The sequence below is a fragment of the Sporomusa rhizae genome, from assembly GCF_041428845.1.
GTDB classification, from domain to species: domain Bacteria; phylum Bacillota; class Negativicutes; order Sporomusales; family Sporomusaceae; genus Sporomusa; species Sporomusa rhizae.
This window is the reverse complement of sequence record NZ_CP156925.1, coordinates 4,763,904-4,786,125: the sequence shown is the minus strand read 5'-3', so window position 1 is coordinate 4,786,125 and position 22,222 is coordinate 4,763,904. Positions and strand designations below refer to the sequence as shown.

The 22,222-nt window shown below is 42.0% G+C and carries 15 protein-coding genes and 1 riboswitch; all 15 genes read left to right on the top strand.

Annotation, left to right across the window (positions count from 1 at the left end):
• The first annotated feature begins 153 nt into the window (after positions 1 to 153).
• The 15 genes from SRRS_RS22350 to SRRS_RS22280 all read left to right on the top strand — a co-directional run bounded on the left by SRRS_RS22350 (position 154) and on the right by SRRS_RS22280 (position 22,140).
• The gene (locus SRRS_RS22350; RefSeq protein WP_371363614.1) at positions 154 to 1,263 is read left to right on the top strand and encodes a Wadjet anti-phage system protein JetD domain-containing protein; all 1,110 of its coding nucleotides are present in this window, start codon (positions 154 to 156) and stop codon (positions 1,261 to 1,263) included.
• Positions 1,256 to 2,905: a hypothetical protein gene (locus SRRS_RS22345; protein WP_371363613.1), complete on the top strand. Its 1,650-nt coding sequence runs from the start codon at positions 1,256 to 1,258 to the stop codon at positions 2,903 to 2,905. The genes SRRS_RS22350 and SRRS_RS22345 overlap by 8 nt, the downstream gene beginning before the upstream one ends.
• Positions 2,905 to 3,627, top strand: coding sequence for a DUF6063 family protein (locus tag SRRS_RS22340; RefSeq protein WP_371363612.1), 723 nt, complete (start codon positions 2,905 to 2,907; stop codon positions 3,625 to 3,627). Before SRRS_RS22345 ends, SRRS_RS22340 begins: the two co-directional genes overlap by 1 nt.
• Complete coding sequence (locus SRRS_RS22335) at positions 3,627 to 8,021, top strand: hypothetical protein (RefSeq protein ID WP_371363611.1); 4,395 nt, start codon at positions 3,627 to 3,629, stop codon at positions 8,019 to 8,021. Before SRRS_RS22340 ends, SRRS_RS22335 begins: the two co-directional genes overlap by 1 nt.
• A gap of 220 nt (positions 8,022 to 8,241) precedes the next feature.
• Positions 8,242 to 8,400, top strand: a complete 159-nt coding sequence (locus SRRS_RS22330) for a hypothetical protein (RefSeq protein ID WP_371363610.1) — start codon at positions 8,242 to 8,244, stop codon at positions 8,398 to 8,400.
• Between the two features lie 38 nt (positions 8,401 to 8,438).
• Entirely contained in the window at positions 8,439 to 9,980 is a 1,542-nt protein-coding gene (locus tag SRRS_RS22325) for an ArnT family glycosyltransferase (RefSeq protein WP_371363609.1), read from the top strand.
• 145 nt (positions 9,981 to 10,125) lie between these two features.
• The gene (locus SRRS_RS22320) at positions 10,126 to 11,136 is read left to right on the top strand and encodes an FAD:protein FMN transferase (protein ID WP_371363608.1); all 1,011 of its coding nucleotides are present in this window, start codon (positions 10,126 to 10,128) and stop codon (positions 11,134 to 11,136) included.
• A 136-nt stretch (positions 11,137 to 11,272) separates the two neighbouring features.
• Complete coding sequence (locus SRRS_RS22315; protein WP_371363607.1) at positions 11,273 to 11,776, top strand: hypothetical protein; 504 nt, start codon at positions 11,273 to 11,275, stop codon at positions 11,774 to 11,776.
• A 55-nt stretch (positions 11,777 to 11,831) separates the two neighbouring features.
• Positions 11,832 to 12,491: a TVP38/TMEM64 family protein gene (locus tag SRRS_RS22310; protein WP_371363606.1), complete on the top strand. Its 660-nt coding sequence runs from the start codon at positions 11,832 to 11,834 to the stop codon at positions 12,489 to 12,491.
• Between the two features lie 259 nt (positions 12,492 to 12,750).
• Positions 12,751 to 12,837, top strand: a riboswitch (cyclic di-GMP riboswitch).
• 309 nt (positions 12,838 to 13,146) lie between these two features.
• Complete coding sequence (locus tag SRRS_RS22305; RefSeq protein ID WP_371363605.1) at positions 13,147 to 14,280, top strand: hypothetical protein; 1,134 nt, start codon at positions 13,147 to 13,149, stop codon at positions 14,278 to 14,280.
• Entirely contained in the window at positions 14,267 to 15,130 is an 864-nt protein-coding gene (locus SRRS_RS22300; RefSeq protein ID WP_371363604.1) for a GGDEF domain-containing protein, read from the top strand. The genes SRRS_RS22305 and SRRS_RS22300 overlap by 14 nt, the downstream gene beginning before the upstream one ends.
• The gene (locus tag SRRS_RS22295) at positions 15,117 to 16,748 is read left to right on the top strand and encodes a DUF2334 domain-containing protein (protein WP_371363603.1); all 1,632 of its coding nucleotides are present in this window, start codon (positions 15,117 to 15,119) and stop codon (positions 16,746 to 16,748) included. Before SRRS_RS22300 ends, SRRS_RS22295 begins: the two co-directional genes overlap by 14 nt.
• Before the next feature lie 47 nt (positions 16,749 to 16,795).
• The gene (locus SRRS_RS22290; RefSeq protein WP_371363602.1) at positions 16,796 to 18,052 is read left to right on the top strand and encodes a glycosyltransferase; all 1,257 of its coding nucleotides are present in this window, start codon (positions 16,796 to 16,798) and stop codon (positions 18,050 to 18,052) included.
• Positions 18,052 to 20,115, top strand: a complete 2,064-nt coding sequence (locus tag SRRS_RS22285; protein WP_371363601.1) for a cellulose biosynthesis cyclic di-GMP-binding regulatory protein BcsB — start codon at positions 18,052 to 18,054, stop codon at positions 20,113 to 20,115. The genes SRRS_RS22290 and SRRS_RS22285 overlap by 1 nt, the downstream gene beginning before the upstream one ends.
• Positions 20,116 to 20,145: 30 nt before the next feature.
• Positions 20,146 to 22,140, top strand: a complete 1,995-nt coding sequence (locus tag SRRS_RS22280; protein WP_371363599.1) for a hypothetical protein — start codon at positions 20,146 to 20,148, stop codon at positions 22,138 to 22,140.
• Positions 22,141 to 22,222: the final 82 nt, after the last annotated feature.

Below are 22,222 nucleotides of genomic sequence, written 5' to 3'. Positions count from 1 at the left end.
GAATTTCGGAATATACTTACATAGAAGCAGCCTTGAACTTAAGCCGGATTGCCGGGTAGTGAGTTCAAGGCTGCTTTTGTTCTTTTTTTAGAAAAATGTACTCAGTGTAGAACGGACCAATTTATGGTAAAATATAAGCACAAGGAGAAAATCATGAGCCGCAATGAGATAAACAATGATAGAATTTATATAAAATTAAAAAATGAAATTACCGATTGCCAGAGTACGTATATTCTGGTGGAAAAGTTTCTTGCTGCTGCGGAAGACGTTAATTGCGATATGCCCGTTTTTTTGCAAAGCCCGGCAGGACAGGCTGCTTTTCGTAATGTTGTCGAGAAGCTTGTCTTCGAGCAATTAATAGCGCCCGTAGGCAATAAACCTAATACTATTAGTGGGTTATATCAAAAATACCGTGTAAACAAAAAGCTAAAGCAGAAAAATAGCGAACTTGTCGCGCAAATCATCAAAAGTATTCTGCCGCCGGCAACGCTGGATTATTATATTAAAAACCCGCAGGATTTCATAAATGACCAGGCAATCATTGAAGCTATTTCTAACTTTCTTAGCCAGAAGCATAAAGATATTATAACGGTAAATGAACGGGCCTATGAGCTTTTTGGCGATGAAAAATTCTTTAAGGGAACGGGTCAAAGCAGAAGCCGGGGAGAAATTGTTCTAAAAAGACTGGGGCTTAGTTGGTTGAGTATCGGTTGTCAGGAAACGATTGAACCCTTTTTTAGTTTTCATAAAAAGAATTTTCATCTACGGACAGCAAGAAAAATTTATATAATCGAAAACAAAGATACCTTCTGGTCTTTTAAACAAAATATTATGGATTGTTTGTCAAGCATCACGGTGGATATGCTGGTTTACGGCGAAGGCAGGAAAATCATCAGCAGTTTCAGGTTTATGGAGGAATACGACCTTAATCCGCAAATAGATAAGTTTTTCTATTTCGGTGATCTTGATCCGGAGGGCATAAATATCTACTGTGAACTAGTGGACGAATATCCTCAGTATAAGATAGTTCCGTTTGTCGTGGGATATCAGGCTGTATTAGCGATTGGACAGTCAAAACCATCTTTAAAAACTCCTAAGCAGCAAAAAATCAAGTTGGAAAACATTAAAAGATTTATTGAAAATTTTGATCAACCCCAGGCTGTGAAACTGAAAAGTCATCTAGAAGGGGGATTCTATATACCACAGGAAGCTCTTTCGGCTACGCAAATGAAAGAAAGGTTTGGAAGTATAACAAATGCTTAATTTAAGACGCAGTAATCCCATTATCGACGGAGACGATATATTAGCCCGTGAAATCATTCAGGAAAACACCGGGGGAAAAGACCCGGAGTATTCCCTGGCCGATGAATTTCTGGAAGAACTCGATATAAGGCTGGAACAAGTAAAAGTATACTATCCCATTATGGATATGCTGCGGAAGCGGAAATTGGATGACGAGGTCTTACGGTTGGTTCCTGAGCTTTGTTTTTTGCTGCTTTCCTATCTGATTTATGAAGGGAAACTCAAACATAAGGGAATTACATTTCAAAATATGGAAGCCTTTTTGGCCAAAGTTTTGCCGAAAATTCTTGTACAATGTCCGAATCAGGAAGTCTTACGGGAGTTGACGGCAGAAATACTTGACGGGCTGCAAAACGGTGGCCGGAATTTCACTTTATATACCTATGGATTTAAAACAGGAAATTTGAGGGAAAAATATATAAAGTTCTTGGAAATTAAGCAATCTGAGGATAATGTGCTCGAATACCGCATCACTGAGCCGGGGGTGGACTTTTATCTTAGGACTAAAGAATTTCCTGAAGAAACTAAAATAACTATTAACCTGCTCCTTTTCCAAAAGCAAATGGAAAAGGGGGCTTTCGGGTTTGCTTATGAAACGGTACGAAGACTGAATATGGAAGTACAGAAGAAAAAAGACCGGAAGTATTCTCTGCTGGAAGCTTTGATGTATGGGCAGTTAGATTCAGGCGAGGCTTACAACCGTTATCATAAAAGTATTGTTCTGCAGTTTGAAGAAGAAGCGGAGTTGTTTAATACTGCTGTCAAGAATGTCGGCAGCGCTTTTAACGAATATGCCGAAAGAATAAATAACGGAGAAGCTGACGCTAAAGCAGAACGTACCTTTACCTTGGTTAAAATTATTGAAAAGGAAATTGGTCGTGCCCAGACACTGCATACCGAACTCTTAAAAGAAGCCGTGGGATTTACCAAGGAGTATGATAAAGCCCTGGGCATCAGAAGAAAAGCTATTTTTACCGAACGCTTTAGTTTTCAGGGCGAATTTGAAAAACTTATTACCCAAAATGAAAATCCGGCGGTTTTGAAATATTTATTTGAGCCCCTGATGAACCCAAATATCAAAAAAAGCTTCAATCTTTTGCGGGCCTTTGAGCCGCAACGAGTAGCAAAAATCCGGAAAGAAGAAATAGAAAATCAGATAAGTGAAGTCGAGGTTGATAGGATAACAATTGATAGGCTGACAAGCAGCCGGGTGAAAAAGAATTTCGTATTCTACGCGGCCAAGCTGCTAGAGTCGCTGGATACATCTAAGCAGCAGGTGTATCTGCAGGATTTTTGCCGCAATCTGGCCGAGCACTATTCGGAGGACAGCGTTTATAACGGAGATTTTATTAGTTTTATAATTGAGATGAACCGAGACAAGCCGATTGGCAACCACTCCAGAATTATCAGTTTTGCCGACGGCAGGCTGCCTGTAGATGAAGAGCTTAAAACGATAGAAGCCGTTTTTATTAAAGCAGCTCGGCTTGTATGCAGCAAAACAAATGTAAACAACGTCATTGTTAAAAGTTTCCCTGAAACTGAAGTTGAACTTTTGCCCGGATTAAAAATAACCAATATGCTGTTTATAGGAGAAAGCAAATAATGAATGCAGGAACAATGGAAGTGTTGGACGATGCTCTAGCTGTACTGAAAGCGCTGCTGCAGGGCGAAGAGGTAAGTAAAAACAAAAATCCGCTGTTATATGAAAAATACCGATATAGTACCGAGGTAGGGGAAATGCTCGGGCACATTGTCGGTAAACTGGAGTTAAGAGTTTATTCCGGTAATGACCGGGTGTTTATTTGCCCGGAGGCCGGCAGCCGGCTTTTTGGCTGGACAAATGAGGAATTGCGGGACAAAATCAGCTATATTTCCACTAACAGCGAATTGTTTACAGGTTACTTTATAATGATGACGCTAATTACTATGTTCTACCGGGAAGCGTATCCTGATACCCCTGTGGCTTATGTAAAAATAAGCGATCTTGTCAAGAGTGTTTCCAAACGCCTGGATTCCTTAATGAAGAGGGAAGATTTGGAAAAAGTAAGCCAGGACAATCAGTTTGATTTTGCGGAAATCTGTAAGGTTTGGCAGAGACTGCCTGATGCCAGAGAAGGCGTAGCAGGCGGCAAAAATGACAAGGTTGCGTTTATTGAAAACATCTGCAGATTTTTACACAATGAAAAACTGATTGCGTTAGATATGAATCAGAGGATAATTTACCCGACAGAGCGGTTTAAAATTATTATCTGGAACTATTATGAGGACAGGGATAACCGGAAAGATCTGCTGTCATTTGTTCAGAGCCTGGAGGTAAACGGCTGATGCCACATATAAAGAGTGTAAGGATAGTTAATGTCCATTTTAATAATGCTACTCAGTTTTATGATGATTTTAAACTGGAGCCGGCGGGAAAGAACACTACTTACGATCTGGAAAATGGCGGCGGAAAATCCTTGTTATTGCTGCTAATATTGCAGACAATCCTGCCGAAAGCATATTTAAGGAAAGAAAAACCAGTTAGCCTGTTGTTTCATGGTGGGAAGGACAGAACTTCCCATGTGGCTGTAGAGTGGATTTTGGAAGCAGGCAGCGGCTACAAGTATTTGCTGACCGGATTCTGCGCCAGAAAAAGAAGGGGTTCTTCCGGTGAACCGTCAGCAGCAACCGACGCGTCCGGTGACGAGGAAAACCTGCAAGCAGCCGATATTGAGCACCTGAATTGGTGCGTTTTTTATAATGATAATAAAATAACCAGCATAAAATCAGTGCCTTTTGTTACAGGAGAAACCGGCAGAAAAGCTTATGCCGGTTTTGAGGATATTAGAAAATATGTACAGCAGCTCAGGCAAAAGGGGTTACCGGCAGAAGTGTTTGATAAAATTGAACACTATCAGCGCTATATTTCCGCCCATAGTCTTATTACCTCTGAATGGAATATCATTAGGGGAATAAATAGCGGCGAAACTAATATCGAGTCGTACTTCAGGCAAAACGCCACCTCCCGCAAGCTGATTGAAAATCAATTCGTGAAAATTGTGGAGGATATGGAGGCGTTGAACAAGGGCGACAAGCATAACGATGAAAGTCGTTTGCTGGCAGACACGCTCATTGAGATCAGAAGCAGGCTGAATGAGTACCTCAAGCTCAAGGGACATATGGCCGAATATGAAAAAATCAAGGAATATTACACAGAATTCAGCCGTAAAAATGATGATTTGCTTCAGGCATTTCAGGAATACGAAACCTATAAAGCTCAAGCTGCCGCAATCCGGAACCTGATTGGCAACGAATTGAGTCTGCTGGAACAGCAGGGAGCGGCAGCCTTAAACAGCAGGAACTACAATACTACCAGCAGCAATGAGGGAAAAAGCTTGAAAAAGCTGCTGGAAGCAGGATGGGTTACTCATGAAAAAGGCGGACTGCTGACGGTAAGCCGGGAACTGCAGACTGATTGGAAGCACTTATCCGGCAGGCAAGCCGAGTTGGAAAAGCATCTTAACCACCTACTGACCTTGGAGGGCTATGGCGAGTACCGTACCGATAAGGAAAAATTCAAGGAATGTGATAAGCGTCTGCAGCTGATGGCAGTAGACAGCGGCGGTTTACAGGCTGAGTATCAAGCAGCGGGCGGCAGGCTGCGGTTTCTGACGAACAGGCAGTTAGCCGGATGTGAGAGTTTGCTAAGTAACTCTAGGGCAGCCAAGGATGAGCTTACTGAAGAAAGAAAGAAAAAGCAACAGGCGCTAATTGAGACTGCCCAACAAGAAGCTGTAATAAAAACGGCCATTAATGGTTTAGTTAAAAGCGAGAAGTCATTAGCGGAAAAGCACCGTGAACTGAGTGATTTCTTTCTGGACCGCGGCGAGACAGAAGCGATATTATTCGCCAAGCAATTTTTACAGCAAATAGCAACTGAATTAGATGCATACTTGCAGGAAAATACCGAGGTATCTGACAAGATAAAGTTGTCAGATACTAAGCTTTGGAATTTAGAACTTGAAATTGTCAAAACAACAAGCGAAATCCAAAAATGGGTTGAAACTAAGCAACAGTATGATAACAGGCTGAAAGCCTACCAAGATCAACTGACCGGATTGGAGCAGCAAGCCGCTAAATTTGGTAAAGGCACGCGTCTAGAGTATCATCAAAGCTTGGAACTGCTGCTTGACCAAGAAAGACTGAACAAGCTGGAAAAAGAAATTGAAGCAGGCAGAATTCGCCAGAAACAACAGCTGTCTGAGGCGCGCGGCTATTATGTGCCTAATGAAGAAATCCTGGTATTGGCTGCCAAGTTAGATGACAAATGCGAATTTGTGCAGGCGGGAATTGATTGGATTGCTAAGGCTAATCCTGAAGAGAAAGCGTTGATCTTGCGGATGATGCCCTATTTGCCATTTGCCGTCATCGTGGACAGACAGTCATTTGAAAAGTTAAAAACCGGCAGGTTGAAGCCGGACTTTGTTTCCGACTATCCGGTGCCTGTGGTAAATATTGAGACAGTGCGCCGGATTGAAACCAATGAGCAGGATAATGTCTTTTATATTTGCAGCTTTGCCGATATGGTACTTGACGGTAATCGCTATGAACAATATGCAGAAAGTATCGAAACCGCGCTAAAAAACAGTGACAGCGAAATCTCGGCTATAAAAACAAGAATTGTAGAGTTAAGTGCCGTGCTGGAAAAAGTCAATGGTTTTTATGCGCAATATCCTGCAGAGCAGATGGAAGCCGCTGAAAAAAATTCTCAAACCCTTGCCAAACAAATAACGGCGCTTAATAAAAGGCTGCAAGATATTAATGCCGAAAATAGCAAAATCGTCCAAGAAAAGAACAGCTTACAGGACAGAGAAGAACAATTGGTAAAGCTGACAACTGAATGCCGAGAAAAGCAGGACAAGCTGCTAGCAGCCATTCAGACAGAATCAGAACTAACAGAGATGAGGGAGCAATTGACCGCCAAACGGCGGGAACTGGAAGCTGTCAGCAAAAATGCAGCAATAATTAGTGCTGCTATTAATGCGCTTGACAAGCAATATGATTTGCTGGAAGAGCAAATAAAACATGTAAGCATTGAACTGCATGAACTGAAAAAGGACCACTTTCAGTTAGCCAGTTTTGCCGAACTTGAAACAGACCTGCTCTTCACACAAGTGCGGGCAGAGTATACCGCATTACACGAGGCTGTAAGCGGCAGAAAAACTGAGGAAAGCGACTTGCGAAGCCGGATTAATGATTACCGGGAGAGGCTTGAGGTGCTTAGCGTCCGGATTAAGCGTGATTATGGCGGGGACTTAGCCGCACTTGAAAAAAGTGAGGAAAGCGGAGTTCGGATTAGTATTCCTTCACAATCAATGATTGAACAGACAAAGCAATCTATGACCGAAAATGCTGCCAGATTAAAAACAGTAGACAAAGAACTGCAGGTGATAAGCCTAAAAATAGAAAATGCCGATGGCAGACTGAAAGAGATTTTAAAGGATTTTCCGGAAACCGCTGAGCGCGATTTGCCAATGTATGACAGCGAAATCCGGTATAAACAGGAAATTGAAACTGTTGAACTGCTTATAGAAAGTTATGAGCAAGCCATCTGCAAGGCCAATGAAGAGTTGGAAGCAATCAAAGAAAAAACCGGCAGGCTGCATAATCAGATGGAAAGCTATAACGACTTTATAGAGCGTGAACAAGTTGCCAATGCTGGAATGATAGCGCTGGAAATCAAGGAGTTTAGACTGTTTGAAAAAGAATATTACAAATTAAAAGACGTTATCCAACGCCAGTATGATAAATGGGATAACAGGATAAAAACAATAAGCGGGGAGACCGCTGAATTTATCATCCGTGAGCCTTTGGACGAACTGGAAAAAATAAGCCGGCCGTCAACTACCCGGCAATGTCTTGACAAACAACAGGCTTTTGCTGAGTATATCATGAGCCTTGAAGAACAGATGCAGAAAATTAGCAGCGATATAGTACAGCTGGAAAGCTACCAGCAGGATTTTACTCGCAGGTGCGTGCAGCGAGCGGAACTGGTATTGGGGCATTTAAGAAAACTTGAATCGTTTTCCAGGATAGAAGTTTACGGCAGGCGGACAAATATGATTGAACTAAAACTGCAGGAATTTGAAGAAAAAGAAAAGTATCTGCGGATGAAATCTCATATTGAAGGAATTGTCCGGGAGATTGGTGAAGAAGCCAATATTGACAGAAAGCGTATTACCGACAAGCTGTCGATAAAAGAGTTATTGGCGCAAATTGTCGATCTGGAGAAAGCGGCGGTTAGACTTTACAAGATTGAAAGCATTCCGGAAAACTCTAGATTCTACCGGTGGGAGAATGCCATTGGGTCAGAGGGGCAAAATAATTCGCTGTATTTTATTTTTGCTGTCTGCCTACTATCATTTATCAGGATGCTTTCTATAACGACTTCAACGGTAAGAACCAAGAAGGTTATTATTGCCGATAATCCTTTTGGCGCTACTTCGGCGGTTTATCTGTGGGATCCCATGTTCCAAATAATGAAACAGAATGATGTCCAACTGATTGCGCCCGGTCATAGAATTCCACGGGAAATTACATCAAGGTTCGGAGTTAGTTATCTTTTGAATCAGGATATTCTTGAAGATGGCCGGATGAGGGTGGTAGTTAAAGATGTGCGGGTTGAAGAGGACGAAGATGTTCTCAGGTATATTGAACCGGAACAATTATCGTTTTTCTGACATGACGATAAGCAACGTGTCATTAGATTTTTATTGCCACGGTAATACGTACATATAAATGATTAATTATAGCATTGAAGAGAGTCTTATCACTAATTATGGTGGTAAGACTCTCTTTTTTTTATAGAATTAAAAAAATGGTTGAGACTAAAGTAAAGCGTACTTATAAATTAGAGAGGTGAGGCAAAGGATTACCTTCTGAAGAAGGCGGTTGACAGTTATGACGCTCGCACTTATTATTAGTGTTGCAGTTGGTATTAAGACGTATCTATTTGGGTATTATTACCTGGCTGAAGTTATAGCGGGTACGGGCAAGTTCCTTGTGGATGGCATTTTGTATATCGCTGTTAATTTTGTCGGAGAAGTACGAGAAAAATAATTCATATAGAGTATTGCTTAAGGATGATGGAGGGAAATATGGCTCACAAAAATAAATCCTTACTTTGGATTGTGTTAGGTATTACAGCGTTTGTTATCTTTTTTCATCTCGGAAGTTCTCCTTTGCTCGACCCAGATGAACCGGTTTATGCGGAAACACCTAAGGAAATGATTTTATTTGGGGATTATATATCACCACGGATTTATGGTGAATATTGGTATGATAAGCCGCCGATGTATTACTGGCTGGTAGCGGCAGCTTTTAAAGTCTTTGGCGTGAATGAATTTGCGGCCCGGTTCCCATCCGCATTATTAGGTGTATTGTGTGTGTTATTAGTATATCGTGCGGGAACCAGATTTTTTGGTCAGACGGCGGGGGTTGTCGGAGCGCTTGTGCTGACCACAAGTATCGAGTATTTTTATGTAGCTAAAGCAGCAGTAACTGATATTACGTTAACACTATGTCTTACGGCAGCTTTGCTTTCGTTTTTGGAGAAAAAGTACTATCTGATGTATTTATTTGCCGCGCTGGCAACTGTCACTAAAGGCCCAATAGGACTAGTGTTCCCTGGAGCCATACTCTTTCTTTATTTTCTTGCCACAAAAAACTGGCAGGAAATAAAGAATATGAAGATACCGGCAGGAATTATAATTTATGCAGTGGTAGCACTACCCTGGTATATCGCCATGTACCAATTTCATGGTAATGCTTTTTTAGATACGTTTATTGGCTTTCATAATGTTGCCCGGTTTACTACGGCAGAGCATACTGAGACTTCCGGTTGGTATTTCTTTATACCTGTATTAATGCTGGGCTTTTTCCCCTGGACAGCTCTATTGGTTCAATCCGTCCGCGCTTCTTTGCTGGAAGGAAGAAAACAGAAACCGGCTCTGCTATTTTTAAATATTTGGGTTCTCTTTATTTTTATCTTCTTTACCATTTCAAGCACCAAGCTCGTTACCTATATATTGCCGATGTATCCGCCACTAGCATTACTTGTGGGGTGGTATCTCGGGCGCTGGATTGAAGGATACCAGCCAAAAGGCTGGCGCTATAGCTGGCCGGTTGTATTATCGGGACTTGTCCTCCTTTTAGTTGCCGGTATGTATTTGGGCGTTAAGATGATGCCTGAACTGACAACAGGACTAATTTTATTGTCTGTTGTAATGATAATGATGGCCGGTACAGTTTGGTATGCAGTAAAAAGAGGTAATCCCTCGGTAGGTTTTTGGGGACAAGTTGTAGCAATGAGCATTGCTGCAACTATATTTATAGCAGTTTTACTGCCTGCAGCTGCCCCTCAATTTACAACTCGTGGCATTGCAAGTCAATTTAGTGCCGTGTATGATGGAAAGTCACCTGTCTACGTTGTGAAGTTTTTACACCCAGGTTTTACATTTTACACGAATGTATATGGTACTGAAGTCTTAACCAGTGCTGATATTTCGAAGGCAGTGGCGAAAAACTCTAGTGCCTACTATGTCATGCGGCAGTTGGAGTACAAGGCGCTAGGTGCCAGGGAACGTGCAGACCTGACGATCGTGGCACAGTCCAATGAAATGTTACTGCTCAAGCAGTAGATAAGAGAACGATTTTATTATGCTGTTCATTAATACTTTAGCTATGGCCTTAGCTGGTTTTTTCTGATACTATGGAATTAAAATTAACTGTGATCTTACATATATGCTTGAAGAAGCTCACTAAGAAAGAAGGGACGATATAATATTGCTACGCAGATTGGTATGTATTTCATTAATTTGTCTAATGCTCTTTTCCCTTGTCGGTTGTTCCCCGACGGCTTTATTTTCTCCTAAGCCCTATAAAGACACTCAATTCCTAATGGATACCATCATCGAAATTACCGCATATGGTTCCAATAAAGAAGCAGCAGTTAAGAGTGCCTTCGACGAATTCCAACGGATTCAGTCCATCAGTGACCGTTTTAATCCCGAAAGCCAGTTATCAAAAATTAATCAAATGGCAGGAATCGCTCCTGTTCAAGTAGATAGTGATTTGGTCAAAATGATTAACGACGCAATAACCATTTCGGAAAAAACAGACGGAGCCTTCGATATAACGATCGGTCCACTCACCGAATTATGGGGAATTGGCCATAAAGGAGAGTTTGTGCCTTCCCAAGCAGAAATTAATAAGGTTTTACCGCTTGTCAATTACAGAAAAATTCAAGTGGATTCAAATAATAACACGGTATATCTGCCCGAGAAGGGTATGTCATTGGATTTGGGTGGCGTAGCTAAAGATTACGCACTAACCAGAGCGGCAGCCATCTTAAAATCACTGGGTATTAAGTCGGCCTTAATTAACGCCGGCGGGGATATTCAGGTTATTGGGACAAGACCGGACGGCAAACCTTGGCGAATCGGTGTACAGGACCCACGTAATTCAGAAGGAGTTATTGCCAAAGTAACATTAACGAACTGGAACATGATGCAGACATCTGGTGACTACCAACGCTATTTCATTAAAGATGGAGTGCGTTATGCTCACATATTAAATCCTAAAACGGGTAGACAACCGACCGAAATAGCCAGTACAACTTTGGTTTATAACGATGTGGACGTTCCTAACGATATTGCTAGTTCGGGATTTATAGTTTTGGGATTAGAACGCGGTATGGAGGCATTAAAGCAATTCCCCGGCGTAGAGGCAATAATTGTAACTACCGATGGAAAAGTCATTACTACTCCCGGTCTCAAGGATAATGTGGAATTATAGAACTTGTAAAGTGTAAACAATAAAGAAGGAATGTCTCTGCAACAGGGACATTCCTTCTTTGACATTTTAATGATATACTCTAAATACATCTAGTAGAAGGGGTAGGCAAAGTCTTGCTTTAGAGGTGGTTTGTTTTATGGTGAATTCGTGGAAAAGTTTTGCAGTAGGCGCTATGGCTATGTTTGTTTTTGTAGCGGTTTATATGTTTTTTACAGGGACGGATAAGAGCTCGGTTGTTCCTGTTACTCCTGAAATAGGCGTAACGGAAGCCGAAGACTTGTCTAGTAAAGTTACAATTACGCCATTGCCGTCATTGCGGATTGTCCGCGGAACAGAAGTACCGTTTAAGGGGAAAATAGAGTTGCGGCAGGCGATTGCCGGGCGCGCGGCCAAAGATATAGCGATAGTCAACTTCCAGGCAACCGGTGAACATGCCGATAAATCAGTAATTAAGATTGTATGGGACAATGGTGAGGTTGAAAAGGTTGTTCCCGGTACAAATAATAAACGATTTGCTCCGGAAAAGCGGGCTGTCGAAATAGTAGTAACAGGCTACAGCATGCATGAACGGCGGCTTTTTAAGGACAGCAGCCGGGACGGTATGCTGACATGGGAAATTCGTTACGAACCGGTGGATTAGTTTATTCCATATTTTTCTTTACATTTTGGAATTTTTGAGGCTATAATTAACCGTTATGAGATATTATAATCAAACTGCGATCAGACCGGCTGGTTATCTTGCGGGGTTAATTGTACTGGGAATTATATATGTGCATGAGTTCGGCGTTGAGCGGTTTAGACCGGAGACAATCCGGGATACGATTCTGTCATTCGGTTGCTGGGGACCGCTATTGTATGTGCTAGGTAATGCCGTTCGTCCGTTTTTCTTCTTTCCTGCTATTATTATGGGCGTTGCCGGCGGTTTGGCATTTGGTCCGCTGTGGGGAACAATATATCTCATCTTTGGTACATTGTTTGGTGCCGCTTTGTGTTTTGGGGCAGCCAGGCTGCTGGGACGCGAAAGACTCAAACGGTTTTGGCCTAAGTGGACACTGCTGGAACAACTGGATAGCCAGACTGAGCTACACGGGTTCAGGACGTTGTTAGTGCTGCGTCTAGCTCCTATCTTCCCGTGGGATGCGGTAAGTTTTCTTGCCGGGTTATCCAAGGTGAGTTTTTGGCCGTATTTTGCGGCGACCGTGATCGGTAGTATCCCTGGCGCGATTGCATTTTGTTATTTTGGCAATGCCTTGACGCAGTCTTTGGCAACGGCGGTGACAGTTGCCGCCATCATTATTATTTTGACTGTTGGATTGCAGGTGCTGAGCCGGAGCGTTGGACAGAAGAATTTATAAATAACTTCCCATGATTTAAAAAGTATAGAAAGCATGGTTAAATAGAAACAGCCTTGAACGTAAGCCAGATCGCCGGCAGGGAGTTCAAGGCTGTTTTTTTACTAAGCAAAAATTGGTTAGGCGAGAGAGATTATTAAGTACAGTTTTTTGACTTTCAGGTAACTAGTAAAAGGCTTTTATAACACAGATATGTAAAATTTATCTAACTTTTTGATTGACAGTTTCCATATCCTCCAAGTAAAATATAGGTAAAATAACTAAATGATGGTGGCATACCTGTCGAAAGGCAGGGACGCAAAGCCGTGGGTCTAACGGAAAATTTACCTATGACTGCCTGGTTGCTCTTACAATAATTTTGTGAGTGTAACCGGCTTTTTTTGTTTTATCAAACTGGTATGGTAACTATATTAAGTTAATATAGTTTAGAGAATTTAGCTATTTGGCAGTTCCAACAATGAGATTCGTGAAACGGGCAGTGGCCTGTCTTTTTGTTTATAAAGCTTACATAATACTTCTTCTTTTCATGAATTTCCAGAAAATAAATTTCCCAAGGATATATACAAGAAGTACCAATGTAGGTATAATTATGATCTGCAGCTAATTTTTATTTTTTAGTTTTTATTCTTAATGAAAGTTGAGAAAGGAGATAAATGCAATGAAAAAAAGGTCATTGTTTTTTGTATGTATGATTGTACTGGCAGTTATAGTACAATTCAGGTTTTTTAATGAACCTACGAATAATAAATTAACGGAGGCAAAAGTGAATCCGGATTCAACCTTAGTTAATAACCCTAAGCCCGAGGAAATACAAGGCTTTCAGTTCCTCCAAACAAAAATGCGGAGTTCGAAAGGTATAATAAGATATTTGGTTGAGTCCAAGTCGCCTGCCACATATGGTGTAAGTGAATCCATGGGTCAAGCTATGGAGTACACTGCTTTGCTTGGTGACGCCAAACTGTTTAACGAGTATGCTGCTACAACTGACAAATATTTTAGAGATCCTTCCGGTTACTATTATTGGAAGATTGATGTCATTAGCAAAAAGGGTGAAACTACCTCCGCTTTAGTTGATGATTTAAGAATCGCTAAGGCTTATTTTATTGCAAACGAAAAGAAACTTGGCAATTATGACAAGCAAATAGAAAAGCTGGCGGAAGACATCTACAAGTTCGATGTGGATACCCAAGGCTACCCTTGTGACTTTTATGATGGAACTGCTAAAAGTAGGGCAAATGAGGTTTCCTTGTTTTATCTGGATGTAGAAACTATGGAAAAATTAAGTAAAGTTAATGCGAATTGGTCTGTACCACATAAAAATGCCGTCAGCATTTTAAGTAATATGCCGGAAAATCAGCACGGTTTCTACCCGCAAACTTTTAAAATCGATACTAAACAATATATTTGGCCTTCTTCCATTAATATGGTTGAAAATTTATATACCGCAATCGATGTATATAAAGCTGGGAAAAGTACTAGTTCCTTTATAAGCTTTTTAAAAACACAAATAAAGCAAGGAAAGATATATAATCACTATAATTCTGACGGAACACCCGCCGATCAGGATGAGTCTACTGCTATATATGCATTAGCAGCACGGTTTTTGGTATTAAATAATGAATTTGAGGCAGGCGAATGGTGTTACCGCCAGACACTGGATCTTCAAATTAGTGACAAAAACGCCTTTGCGGGTGGTTTTGGCGAGCCGGAGACCGGGCTTGTTTATGCTTTTGATCAGTTAGAAGCACTTTTAATGTTGAGGACGGTGGAAATCAAGAATGATAGCCAATGATATGTTCATACGAAAGGATATTCTTTTCTTTAATATCATGCTGGTATTTATTTTGGCTGTTACTGCGATTATGTTGCTTTATGCGCCAAGTATGGGGTCTTTTAACTTGTTTATCCCCTTTGCCTGTATGCTGTTCAACATGAATCTTAGTTATACATTAGGCTTACAACGAGGTTTGATGGCAGCTATTGTCCTTACCTTTGCTTTCGGTAGTTATATTATCTATGAAACATCCATTGTTAACCGGATTGTTGAGGTTAATTTTGCTTATATATCCTGGCTGTTCTTTTTTCCACTCAGCAGCATATTGGCAGGCCAGCTATCGCTGGTTGTTTCTAGATATAGACAAGAGTTGGAGAATAAGAAGAATCTAGAGCAATTGGTAACGCTTGATGCTTCGACCGGTCTATATAATAGTCAGGGATTTTTCCGGAAACTGGATGAGGAATTTGTCCGTGCCAAGCGGTATAAAACCTGTTTCTCTATTTTGTTGATCAGAATATCGAATTTTGATGAACTGCGGCTAATATACGGGGAACTGGACTCTATAAAAATTTTACAATCGGTGGCTGAGAAGGTAGAAGCTCAGACGCGTTTCTCTGATATTAAAGCATTGATTAGTTCTGACATGCTCAGCATTGTACTTACTGAAACCAACGAAGACGGAGCTAGAGTTGTTATAGAAAAATTACATCAGGCGTTAGATCGTATCACAACAGAGATTAGGGGTACCAAGAAAGTTATTCGTATAAAACCGAGCATTGGGATCTCTAGTATTAGAGAGGGCGATGCGGATGTCCTGGAAGCCTATGAACGAGCTAAGGAAGAACTTAATTATGACAGGGGTTAATAAGAGAGCAATTATATTTTTTCTGCTTGCTGTATTCATCCTTGCTCTTTGTTCGCCAACAAGCAGTTATGGCAGTGCTCCAAGGGTAAAGACATATATTCTCTATGATAGCCCCAACCGCTTTGGTGACAGTTTTCCGCTGGTTAACGCCTTAATTGAACATTTGGGGCATTTCGACTTAGACTGTCAGCCGATGGCGCTGGAAGAATGGAAAGCAGGCGCACTGCAAGACGCAGAATTGGTTGTATATGTGGGGTTAAGAGATGTAATATTACCGCAGGGTTTATTGCAAGAAATAGCACATGCCCCGAAGATAATCTGGTTTGAAAAGAATATTGAGCAATTGGCAGCCTATTTACAGTGGCAAGATTTTAAATTAGAGGGAGTTTCCAACGGATGGTCGGTTATTAACTATAAGAAAGACATGTTCCTTAGTGATTGGATGAACGTGGTTATTACACAGCCAGGGCAATCCGCTCAGGTTTTTGCTACCGTAAAGGATGTAGTGAACAGTAAGCCGCTGGCATGGCAGCGCGGCAAGGTGTTTTATTCCGGATTTTTAGAGGTACATCCGAGTCATATGCTTACCTTGAGTGGATTGCTTCATCAATTTATCTCAAATCAGAACGATAGCCATTCACAGTCACACAAAGCGCTGTTACGCATCGAAGACGTCAGCCCGCTGGTTAACCCTGAAGCAGTTAGTGCGGTTATTGCGACTATTAAAAAATATAATATTCCATTTTCCATTGGAGTTATTCCGGTGGGAGTTACAGCAAATGACAATCGTAAATATTTACATGAATCTCCGAAATTGGTGAAAGTGCTTAAAGAAGCGCAGGACAATGGAGCCAGTATTATTATGCATGGCTATACACATCAAAATAAGTATTCACCCAAAACTGGGGAAGGTTATGAGTTTTGGAATGCACGTGATGATAAACCAATGGAGAACGATGAGGCCTTTACTCAAGAGCGGATGGAAGCCGGCATTGAAGAACTTGTTCGATGTGGGTTAATTCCTGTTGCCTTTGAGCCGCCGCATTATGCGATGAGTCATACTGGCTACCAAGTGTTATCCCGGTATTTCAATATTTTTTCCGGTCAAATTCAGATTTCCGATAAGAGTGACCAACTATCCTTGGCGCTTCCCTATTTGTCGACATCCACCTATTTAAATGGCATGATGGTCATACCGGAAAATATGGGTTACTACGATGGTAAGACGTTTTTAGTTGAACACATGTTGAAAAGTTCAGAGCAAATACTGGATATTCAGGATGGGTTTGCCTGCTTTTTTTATCATGGTTATCTGCCACCAGATAAACTGCCGTCCATTATTGAGGGTTTGAAAAAGCAAGGATATGAATTCTTTGATTTACGTCAGCTTCCGATCCAGGTTCAATCGCAGAATATAAAAATAACCGGACAGGATGGGCAATTAAAGGTTGAGGTAGATGCTAAACTGCAATCTTCCTGGGGGAATTCTGCTATATCTGACGGTTTTTTTGAAAAAGTGGGTTCTGTTCATATAATGCTGCTATTACTCATTTTGGCTGTATTTGGCGGTATCATTATTCACCTGAGGGCGAATGCCAATAAACATTACGAGGGATGACAAAACAATAGTCATGGGATATTGCGGAAATAGGGAGTGACGGCTGTTTGCAATTTGTAGATAACTTATTTATTGCCTCTCTTATTGCTACCTGGTTGATTCTTTTTTATCACGTAGCTTTAACCATCGGCGGTTACCGGCATTTTGTTAAGACTTTGACCTCAGCGGAGCCCGCTGTCGAACTTACAGAGTACCCTATGGTAACTGTACTGATTCCGGCGCATAACGAAGCCATGGTAATCGGCAGGACGGTGGATGCTATGGCACGGTTAATATATCCGAAAGACCGATTAGAAATTATTGTTGTTAATGATTGTTCCACAGACCGGACAGGAAAAATTTTGGCAGAGAAGTGTCAAAAATATTCTCAGTTAAAAGTAGTAACTCTCGCTCCCCCTCTCGGGGCTAAAGGTAAGTCTAATGCCCTAAATAACGGCCTTGCGGCGAGTAAGGGAGAATATATCGTAGTATATGACGCAGATAATACGCCGGAACGTCGCGCGGTTCTATACCTCGTGCATGCTATCTTGCAGGATGAGAAGCTTGGCGCTGTTGTCGGCAAATTTCGCACTCGTAATAAAGAGGCTAGCTTATTAACCCGGTTCATTAATGTAGAAACCCTGAGCTTCCAATGGTTATTGCAAGCCGGCCGGTGCCACTTCTTTGGATTGACTACGATTCCAGGTACAAACTTTATTATTCGCCGGTCTCTGCTGGATAGTATGGGTGGTTGGAATATCAATGCGTTAACGGAAGATACGGAACTTACCATCCGGATATATGACAGTGGGTATCGAATTTTTTGGTTACCGCACGCGGTCACCTGGGAACAAGAACCCGAAACCTTACGGGTTTGGTTAAAGCAGAGAACTCGCTGGGCACAGGGGAATATGTGGATTATCGGGCAATATATTTTAAAATTGTTTACGTTAAAAGATCTAAGAATTAGTGCCGATATCATTTATTTTACTTTTACGTACTTTGTATTTTTTGTTGCCATCATTGTATCAGATTTGATTTTTATTTTAGGCTCACTGGGGCTTACTCAACTGACGGTTACAGGCCCTTTCAATATTTTATGGTTGTTGGCGTATGCTCTTTTTATTGCGGAAACCTATATATCTCTTTCTCTGGAAAGAGGAGAAGGAAATGCAAAAAATCTGGCTCTAACCATGCTGATGTATTTTACTTATAGTCAACTTTGGATCATCCTGGTTTTCCGGGCGAGTTATCTTCTGCTCAAACGAAAGCTAACAAAGGATTCTAGTTTCCATTGGTATAAAACAGAGAGGAGTGCATTATAATGAGCAGAAGTGTGAAACAAAAGGCGGGTTCAGTGGTATTGCTGCTGTTAGTCCTGATTGTTTTTTCGTTTGTGCAAATTGGGCAGGCGGCGCCGTTACTGGCGTCTCCAGCAGATAGTTATACTCTGCGGTTATTTGATGAAAATACAGTTTTACGTAACCCTAATGATGGTGTTTCCGGTTATTTTGATATTTATTCAGGGAGTACCATTACGGAACCTGCCATGTTAGATCTTTGGTATTCGTATTCTCCGACTACCAAAGCGGAGCTTTCTTTTATTACCGTTTCAATAAACGGAGTTCCAGTTTCCAGCCGGCCCTTAGAACCAACAAACGCACCTATGATTAACTGGCAGGTGGCTCTGCCGGCCAATCAAATTAAAAGCGGGTTTAATGAAGTAAACGTTTCGGTTGTTCACCGTTCTATTGATGGATTGTGCCGGGATATTGATAATGAAGCCAACTGGTTTATTATTAGACCTGAAACCAGGATTAGTTTAAAAATAAACCGCAGCCCTTATCGCTTAGCTAATTATCCAAGTCCTTTTTTAGATGAATATCTTGCTTCGAAAGTAAATACTGCCTTTTATCTTCCCAGTGATTTCGACCCGGTAATGGTAGAATCTATCTTTAACGTAGCGACAGATTGGGGAACACGTGGCTTAGCCGGTATTCCGCAGCGACTGGAAGTGCGATTGGGAGAGCCCGGTCAGGTGCCTGCGAACGAGGTTGTGTTAGGATTGACTGGTAAATGGCAAGCCAATCAGAATTTCCCACCGAAGACGGCAGTGTTAACTCTGGATACTCTTCCTACCGGCTTTCACCGTCTTTTAATCACAGGCGATGATTCTACTAGTTTGGCAAAAGCGATGGATGCGCTAAGCAGACCTCAATTAGTAAAGTCATTCTATGGGCAGCAAATGGTCTTATCCACGAATTTGCCTATAGACAAGCAAGGCGCACGCAAAAAGGAAAACGGTGTATATACATTAACTGATTTAGGGTATCAGGACGATATCACCGCAGCAGGTGCGTTTCATCAAGAAGCAATTATTAATGTCCCCAGACCGTCTAACTACAAAGCAGGGGAAGGTTCTTATGTTGAATTACATTTTCGGCATGCCAAGATACTAGACCCTAAAAAGTCGGCTGTTACGGTTTATATTAATAATACTCCTGTTCGATCTGCTGCTTTACTGCCGGAGAACGCCGAAAACGGAGTGTTAAAAGTGCCTATTCCGCTCTCAGAACTGAACAAACCTTCTTGGCGGGTACGGTTTAGCTTCTACCATGACCTGGGTATTATTGATTGTTCAAAACGTTATGATGACGTCGCCTGGTCTGTCGTGGAAAAAGACACGAAGATTGTACTGGAGCAGGGAAGTATTGAACGTATTCCGAATTTAGAGGATTTTCCTAATAACTTTTATACCAGCGCAAATGGAATCATCGATCTTACCATGTTGCTGCCGGATAACCCTTCCCCGGAAGAACTTAGTGCAGCATTCAAGCTAGCGTATTTTATCGGGCAGCAAAACAAAAGCAAAATTGTCTGGCATGTCCAAACCGCTTCTGCGTTTGATGAAAGAAAAGCACCCGGTACAATTATCGCATTAGGCAGAAATAATGATGCCAAGCAATGGAGTGCTTTGAAAAAGTATTTACCGGTTTCGCCGGATCAAAATGGTGGATATCAGGTTGCCGACTGGTTAGAAGTAATGCCTGCTTCATTAAACAGCTATGACGTATATCAAATTGGCAAGATAGATAATGACAAATTGCTGTATGCCTTTATGTATAATAGTCCGGAGCGCTTGACGAGCTTTTTGAACTTTAGTTTGTTAAATGGTAATATTTTAAGCGGTCAGTTAGCGCTAGTGGATGCGCAGGGAAATCATACGGCATTTGTGCAAAAAACACTTCCGTCAGGAAGCAGCATTTTGGCTTGGCTGAAGAACTTATGGACCGGTACCAGTGGCATCAGCCAGACTTATCTTGCAGTTTTTGTAGCAGTGCTTGCCGCTACAGGTGCTTTGTTATTGTTTATGCGTAAACGTTCGTAAGATGTTGGACTTGATAATGGGAGTGGTATTATGCGTCGGCGGTTATCCTATTTAGGTGTAGTATGTTACTTGGCGGTCCTGTCGCAGCCTTCGACGGCTTTGGCTGGTTCGGCAGTCAGTGTTCCGCCGGAGGCCCGGGAGACGGCAGCCGGGGCTGTTGCCGCCGCTCAGGATATCCTTGATAGAGAGCAAGCAGCACGCGAACGGGCGGAAGCTATTATGTACGCCCAGAAAGCAGAACAGGAAGAAGTGGAAGCCAACCAACAAGCTGCTGAAGCTAAGAAAGTTCTAGCTCAGTCCGCCGTAGAGGCTGAGGAGGCCGCCAAGCTTGCGCTGGCTGCCGACGAGGAAGCAAAAGTGGCAGTCGCCAAGGCGGAAGAACTAAACAAAAAATCTCAAAAAGCTATTACTGCGGCAAGAGAAGCTGCGGCGGCGGCAGAAGCGATTGAGGCATCGCTTATGGCGGAAGAGGCGGCTATAGCGGCAAGGCAGAGCGCACCAGCACAGCAGGAGCTTGTAACGACAAGTATACCTGTGGAAAGTTCACAGACGAATTCTTTGGAAGAGTCTGATGAATTACTAAGAATGGAAAGAGAAATAAAACGTCTGGAAAAAATGCAAAAAGAAGGGTCCTTGGCTCAAAAGCGGAGAACACCGGTGGTTGAGGTTTGGGAAGAGCCGTCTGTTGATTGGTCTAAAGCCACAGTAGCTTACGCGCAGGCGGAACAATTAGACCAGATCGCGACTGCCGCCGATAAGGCGGCAGAGCAAGCGGGAGATATAGCCGATCAGAAAATGGCTGTGGCTGAAGCCGCTAAAAGCAGGGAGGAAGAAGCCAAGCAAGCGGTAGGTGAAGCGGAACAAGCGGTAAAAGACGCGAACGAAGCTGCGGAACTCGCAAAGAAGGAAGCTATACTGACAAAAACACAACTAGAGCAACTAATTTATTTGCAGGATCATCCGAAAGGAGTACATACCTTCACCGGTGAGCGCAACTATTACAGGGGCAATAGTGCATACCAATTCACACAACCTATCACTTTCAGTTATTGGCATAAGGATTTCTCCTATAGTTTAAATACAAAATATATAGTCTCGAAGAATAATACACCAGGGGCAAGCGGCCGGGTAAGTACGTTATCAGATACGACGCTATCGTTAACAAAACATACAGAAAAGCCCAGGTTTAATGTTGATTATAGTCTGGATATCAATATTCCTACGGGTAAGGCAGCCTTGTCCTGGTCTGAGCGCAATGCCAGAATGAATGAGGATTTATTCGAGGTCAGTCAGTTTGGTAAGGGATGGCAATTTACACCCGGAATTGCGGTTAGTTGGAAAATTGGTAAGGAAGATATGTGGACACTGGGTACGAGTTACGCTTTCAGTGGTTCCTATGATCCGACAACCGACATAGTCAATGATGATATTTCTCCCGGTAATGAGTGGCGTAAGTTTCTCCGCTGGCAGCATGCGGGGCAGGACTGGCAGTTTGTCGGTGAGCTAAGTAATACCAGTACCGGGGTTACTAAAATCGCCAATGGGGAAGAGTATTCTACCGGAGACGAGTGGGATTATCGGCTAACCTACAACAAGAAATTACCTGACAATCAAAATATTATGTTTTACTATTGGCGCGAACGGCAAAACTTAAATAGTATTGTGCCGTCCGATACCGGGAATTCGCTTGCTCATTATCTAGGGACGATGTGGAGCAGGAAATTAAACGATAAGAAACTGGTTCGCGTTACTTTTGATGTTATGAAGGCTGACGGCAAACGGTATGATCGAATCAAGAATTCTATTGATACTGATAACGGAACACCTCAATATTCCTCCATTGATGTCGATGGGCGAACTAAATATACCCTCGGTGTTGGTTATGATATCCGACTGGATAAACAAAGCGTTTTTTCTATTGATTTGCAAAAATTTATTATGAAAGACGGGGAGTCAAATTTACCCCAACCATCGACTACTTATCATGGTTTTAATGTCTTGATGAAATATAATAGAAGTATTTAATACAACGAGCAGTAGATAGACCTCCTGCTATGGTTTATATGCCTTTTGCCAGGCATATCGCCATAGCAAGGAGGTTTATTTT

What these genes read in the sequence shown, in the direction of transcription:
- SRRS_RS22345 (WP_371363613.1), top strand. Translation starts at nt 1,256, where the DNA reads ATGCTTAATTTAAGACGCAGTAATCCCATTATCGACGGAGACGATATA.
- SRRS_RS22335 (WP_371363611.1), top strand. Translation starts at nt 3,627, where the DNA reads ATGCCACATATAAAGAGTGTAAGGATAGTTAATGTCCATTTTAATAAT.
- SRRS_RS22300 (WP_371363604.1), top strand. Translation starts at nt 14,267, where the DNA reads ATGATAGCCAATGATATGTTCATACGAAAGGATATTCTTTTCTTTAAT.
- SRRS_RS22325 (WP_371363609.1), top strand. Translation starts at nt 8,439, where the DNA reads ATGGCTCACAAAAATAAATCCTTACTTTGGATTGTGTTAGGTATTACA.
- SRRS_RS22280 (WP_371363599.1), top strand. Translation starts at nt 20,146, where the DNA reads ATGCGTCGGCGGTTATCCTATTTAGGTGTAGTATGTTACTTGGCGGTC.
- SRRS_RS22340 (WP_371363612.1), top strand. Translation starts at nt 2,905, where the DNA reads ATGAATGCAGGAACAATGGAAGTGTTGGACGATGCTCTAGCTGTACTG.
- SRRS_RS22330 (WP_371363610.1), top strand. Translation starts at nt 8,242, where the DNA reads ATGACGCTCGCACTTATTATTAGTGTTGCAGTTGGTATTAAGACGTAT.
- SRRS_RS22295 (WP_371363603.1), top strand. Translation starts at nt 15,117, where the DNA reads ATGACAGGGGTTAATAAGAGAGCAATTATATTTTTTCTGCTTGCTGTA.
- SRRS_RS22310 (WP_371363606.1), top strand. Translation starts at nt 11,832, where the DNA reads ATGAGATATTATAATCAAACTGCGATCAGACCGGCTGGTTATCTTGCG.
- SRRS_RS22305 (WP_371363605.1), top strand. Translation starts at nt 13,147, where the DNA reads ATGAAAAAAAGGTCATTGTTTTTTGTATGTATGATTGTACTGGCAGTT.
- SRRS_RS22350 (WP_371363614.1), top strand. Translation starts at nt 154, where the DNA reads ATGAGCCGCAATGAGATAAACAATGATAGAATTTATATAAAATTAAAA.
- SRRS_RS22315 (WP_371363607.1), top strand. Translation starts at nt 11,273, where the DNA reads ATGGTGAATTCGTGGAAAAGTTTTGCAGTAGGCGCTATGGCTATGTTT.
- SRRS_RS22285 (WP_371363601.1), top strand. Translation starts at nt 18,052, where the DNA reads ATGAGCAGAAGTGTGAAACAAAAGGCGGGTTCAGTGGTATTGCTGCTG.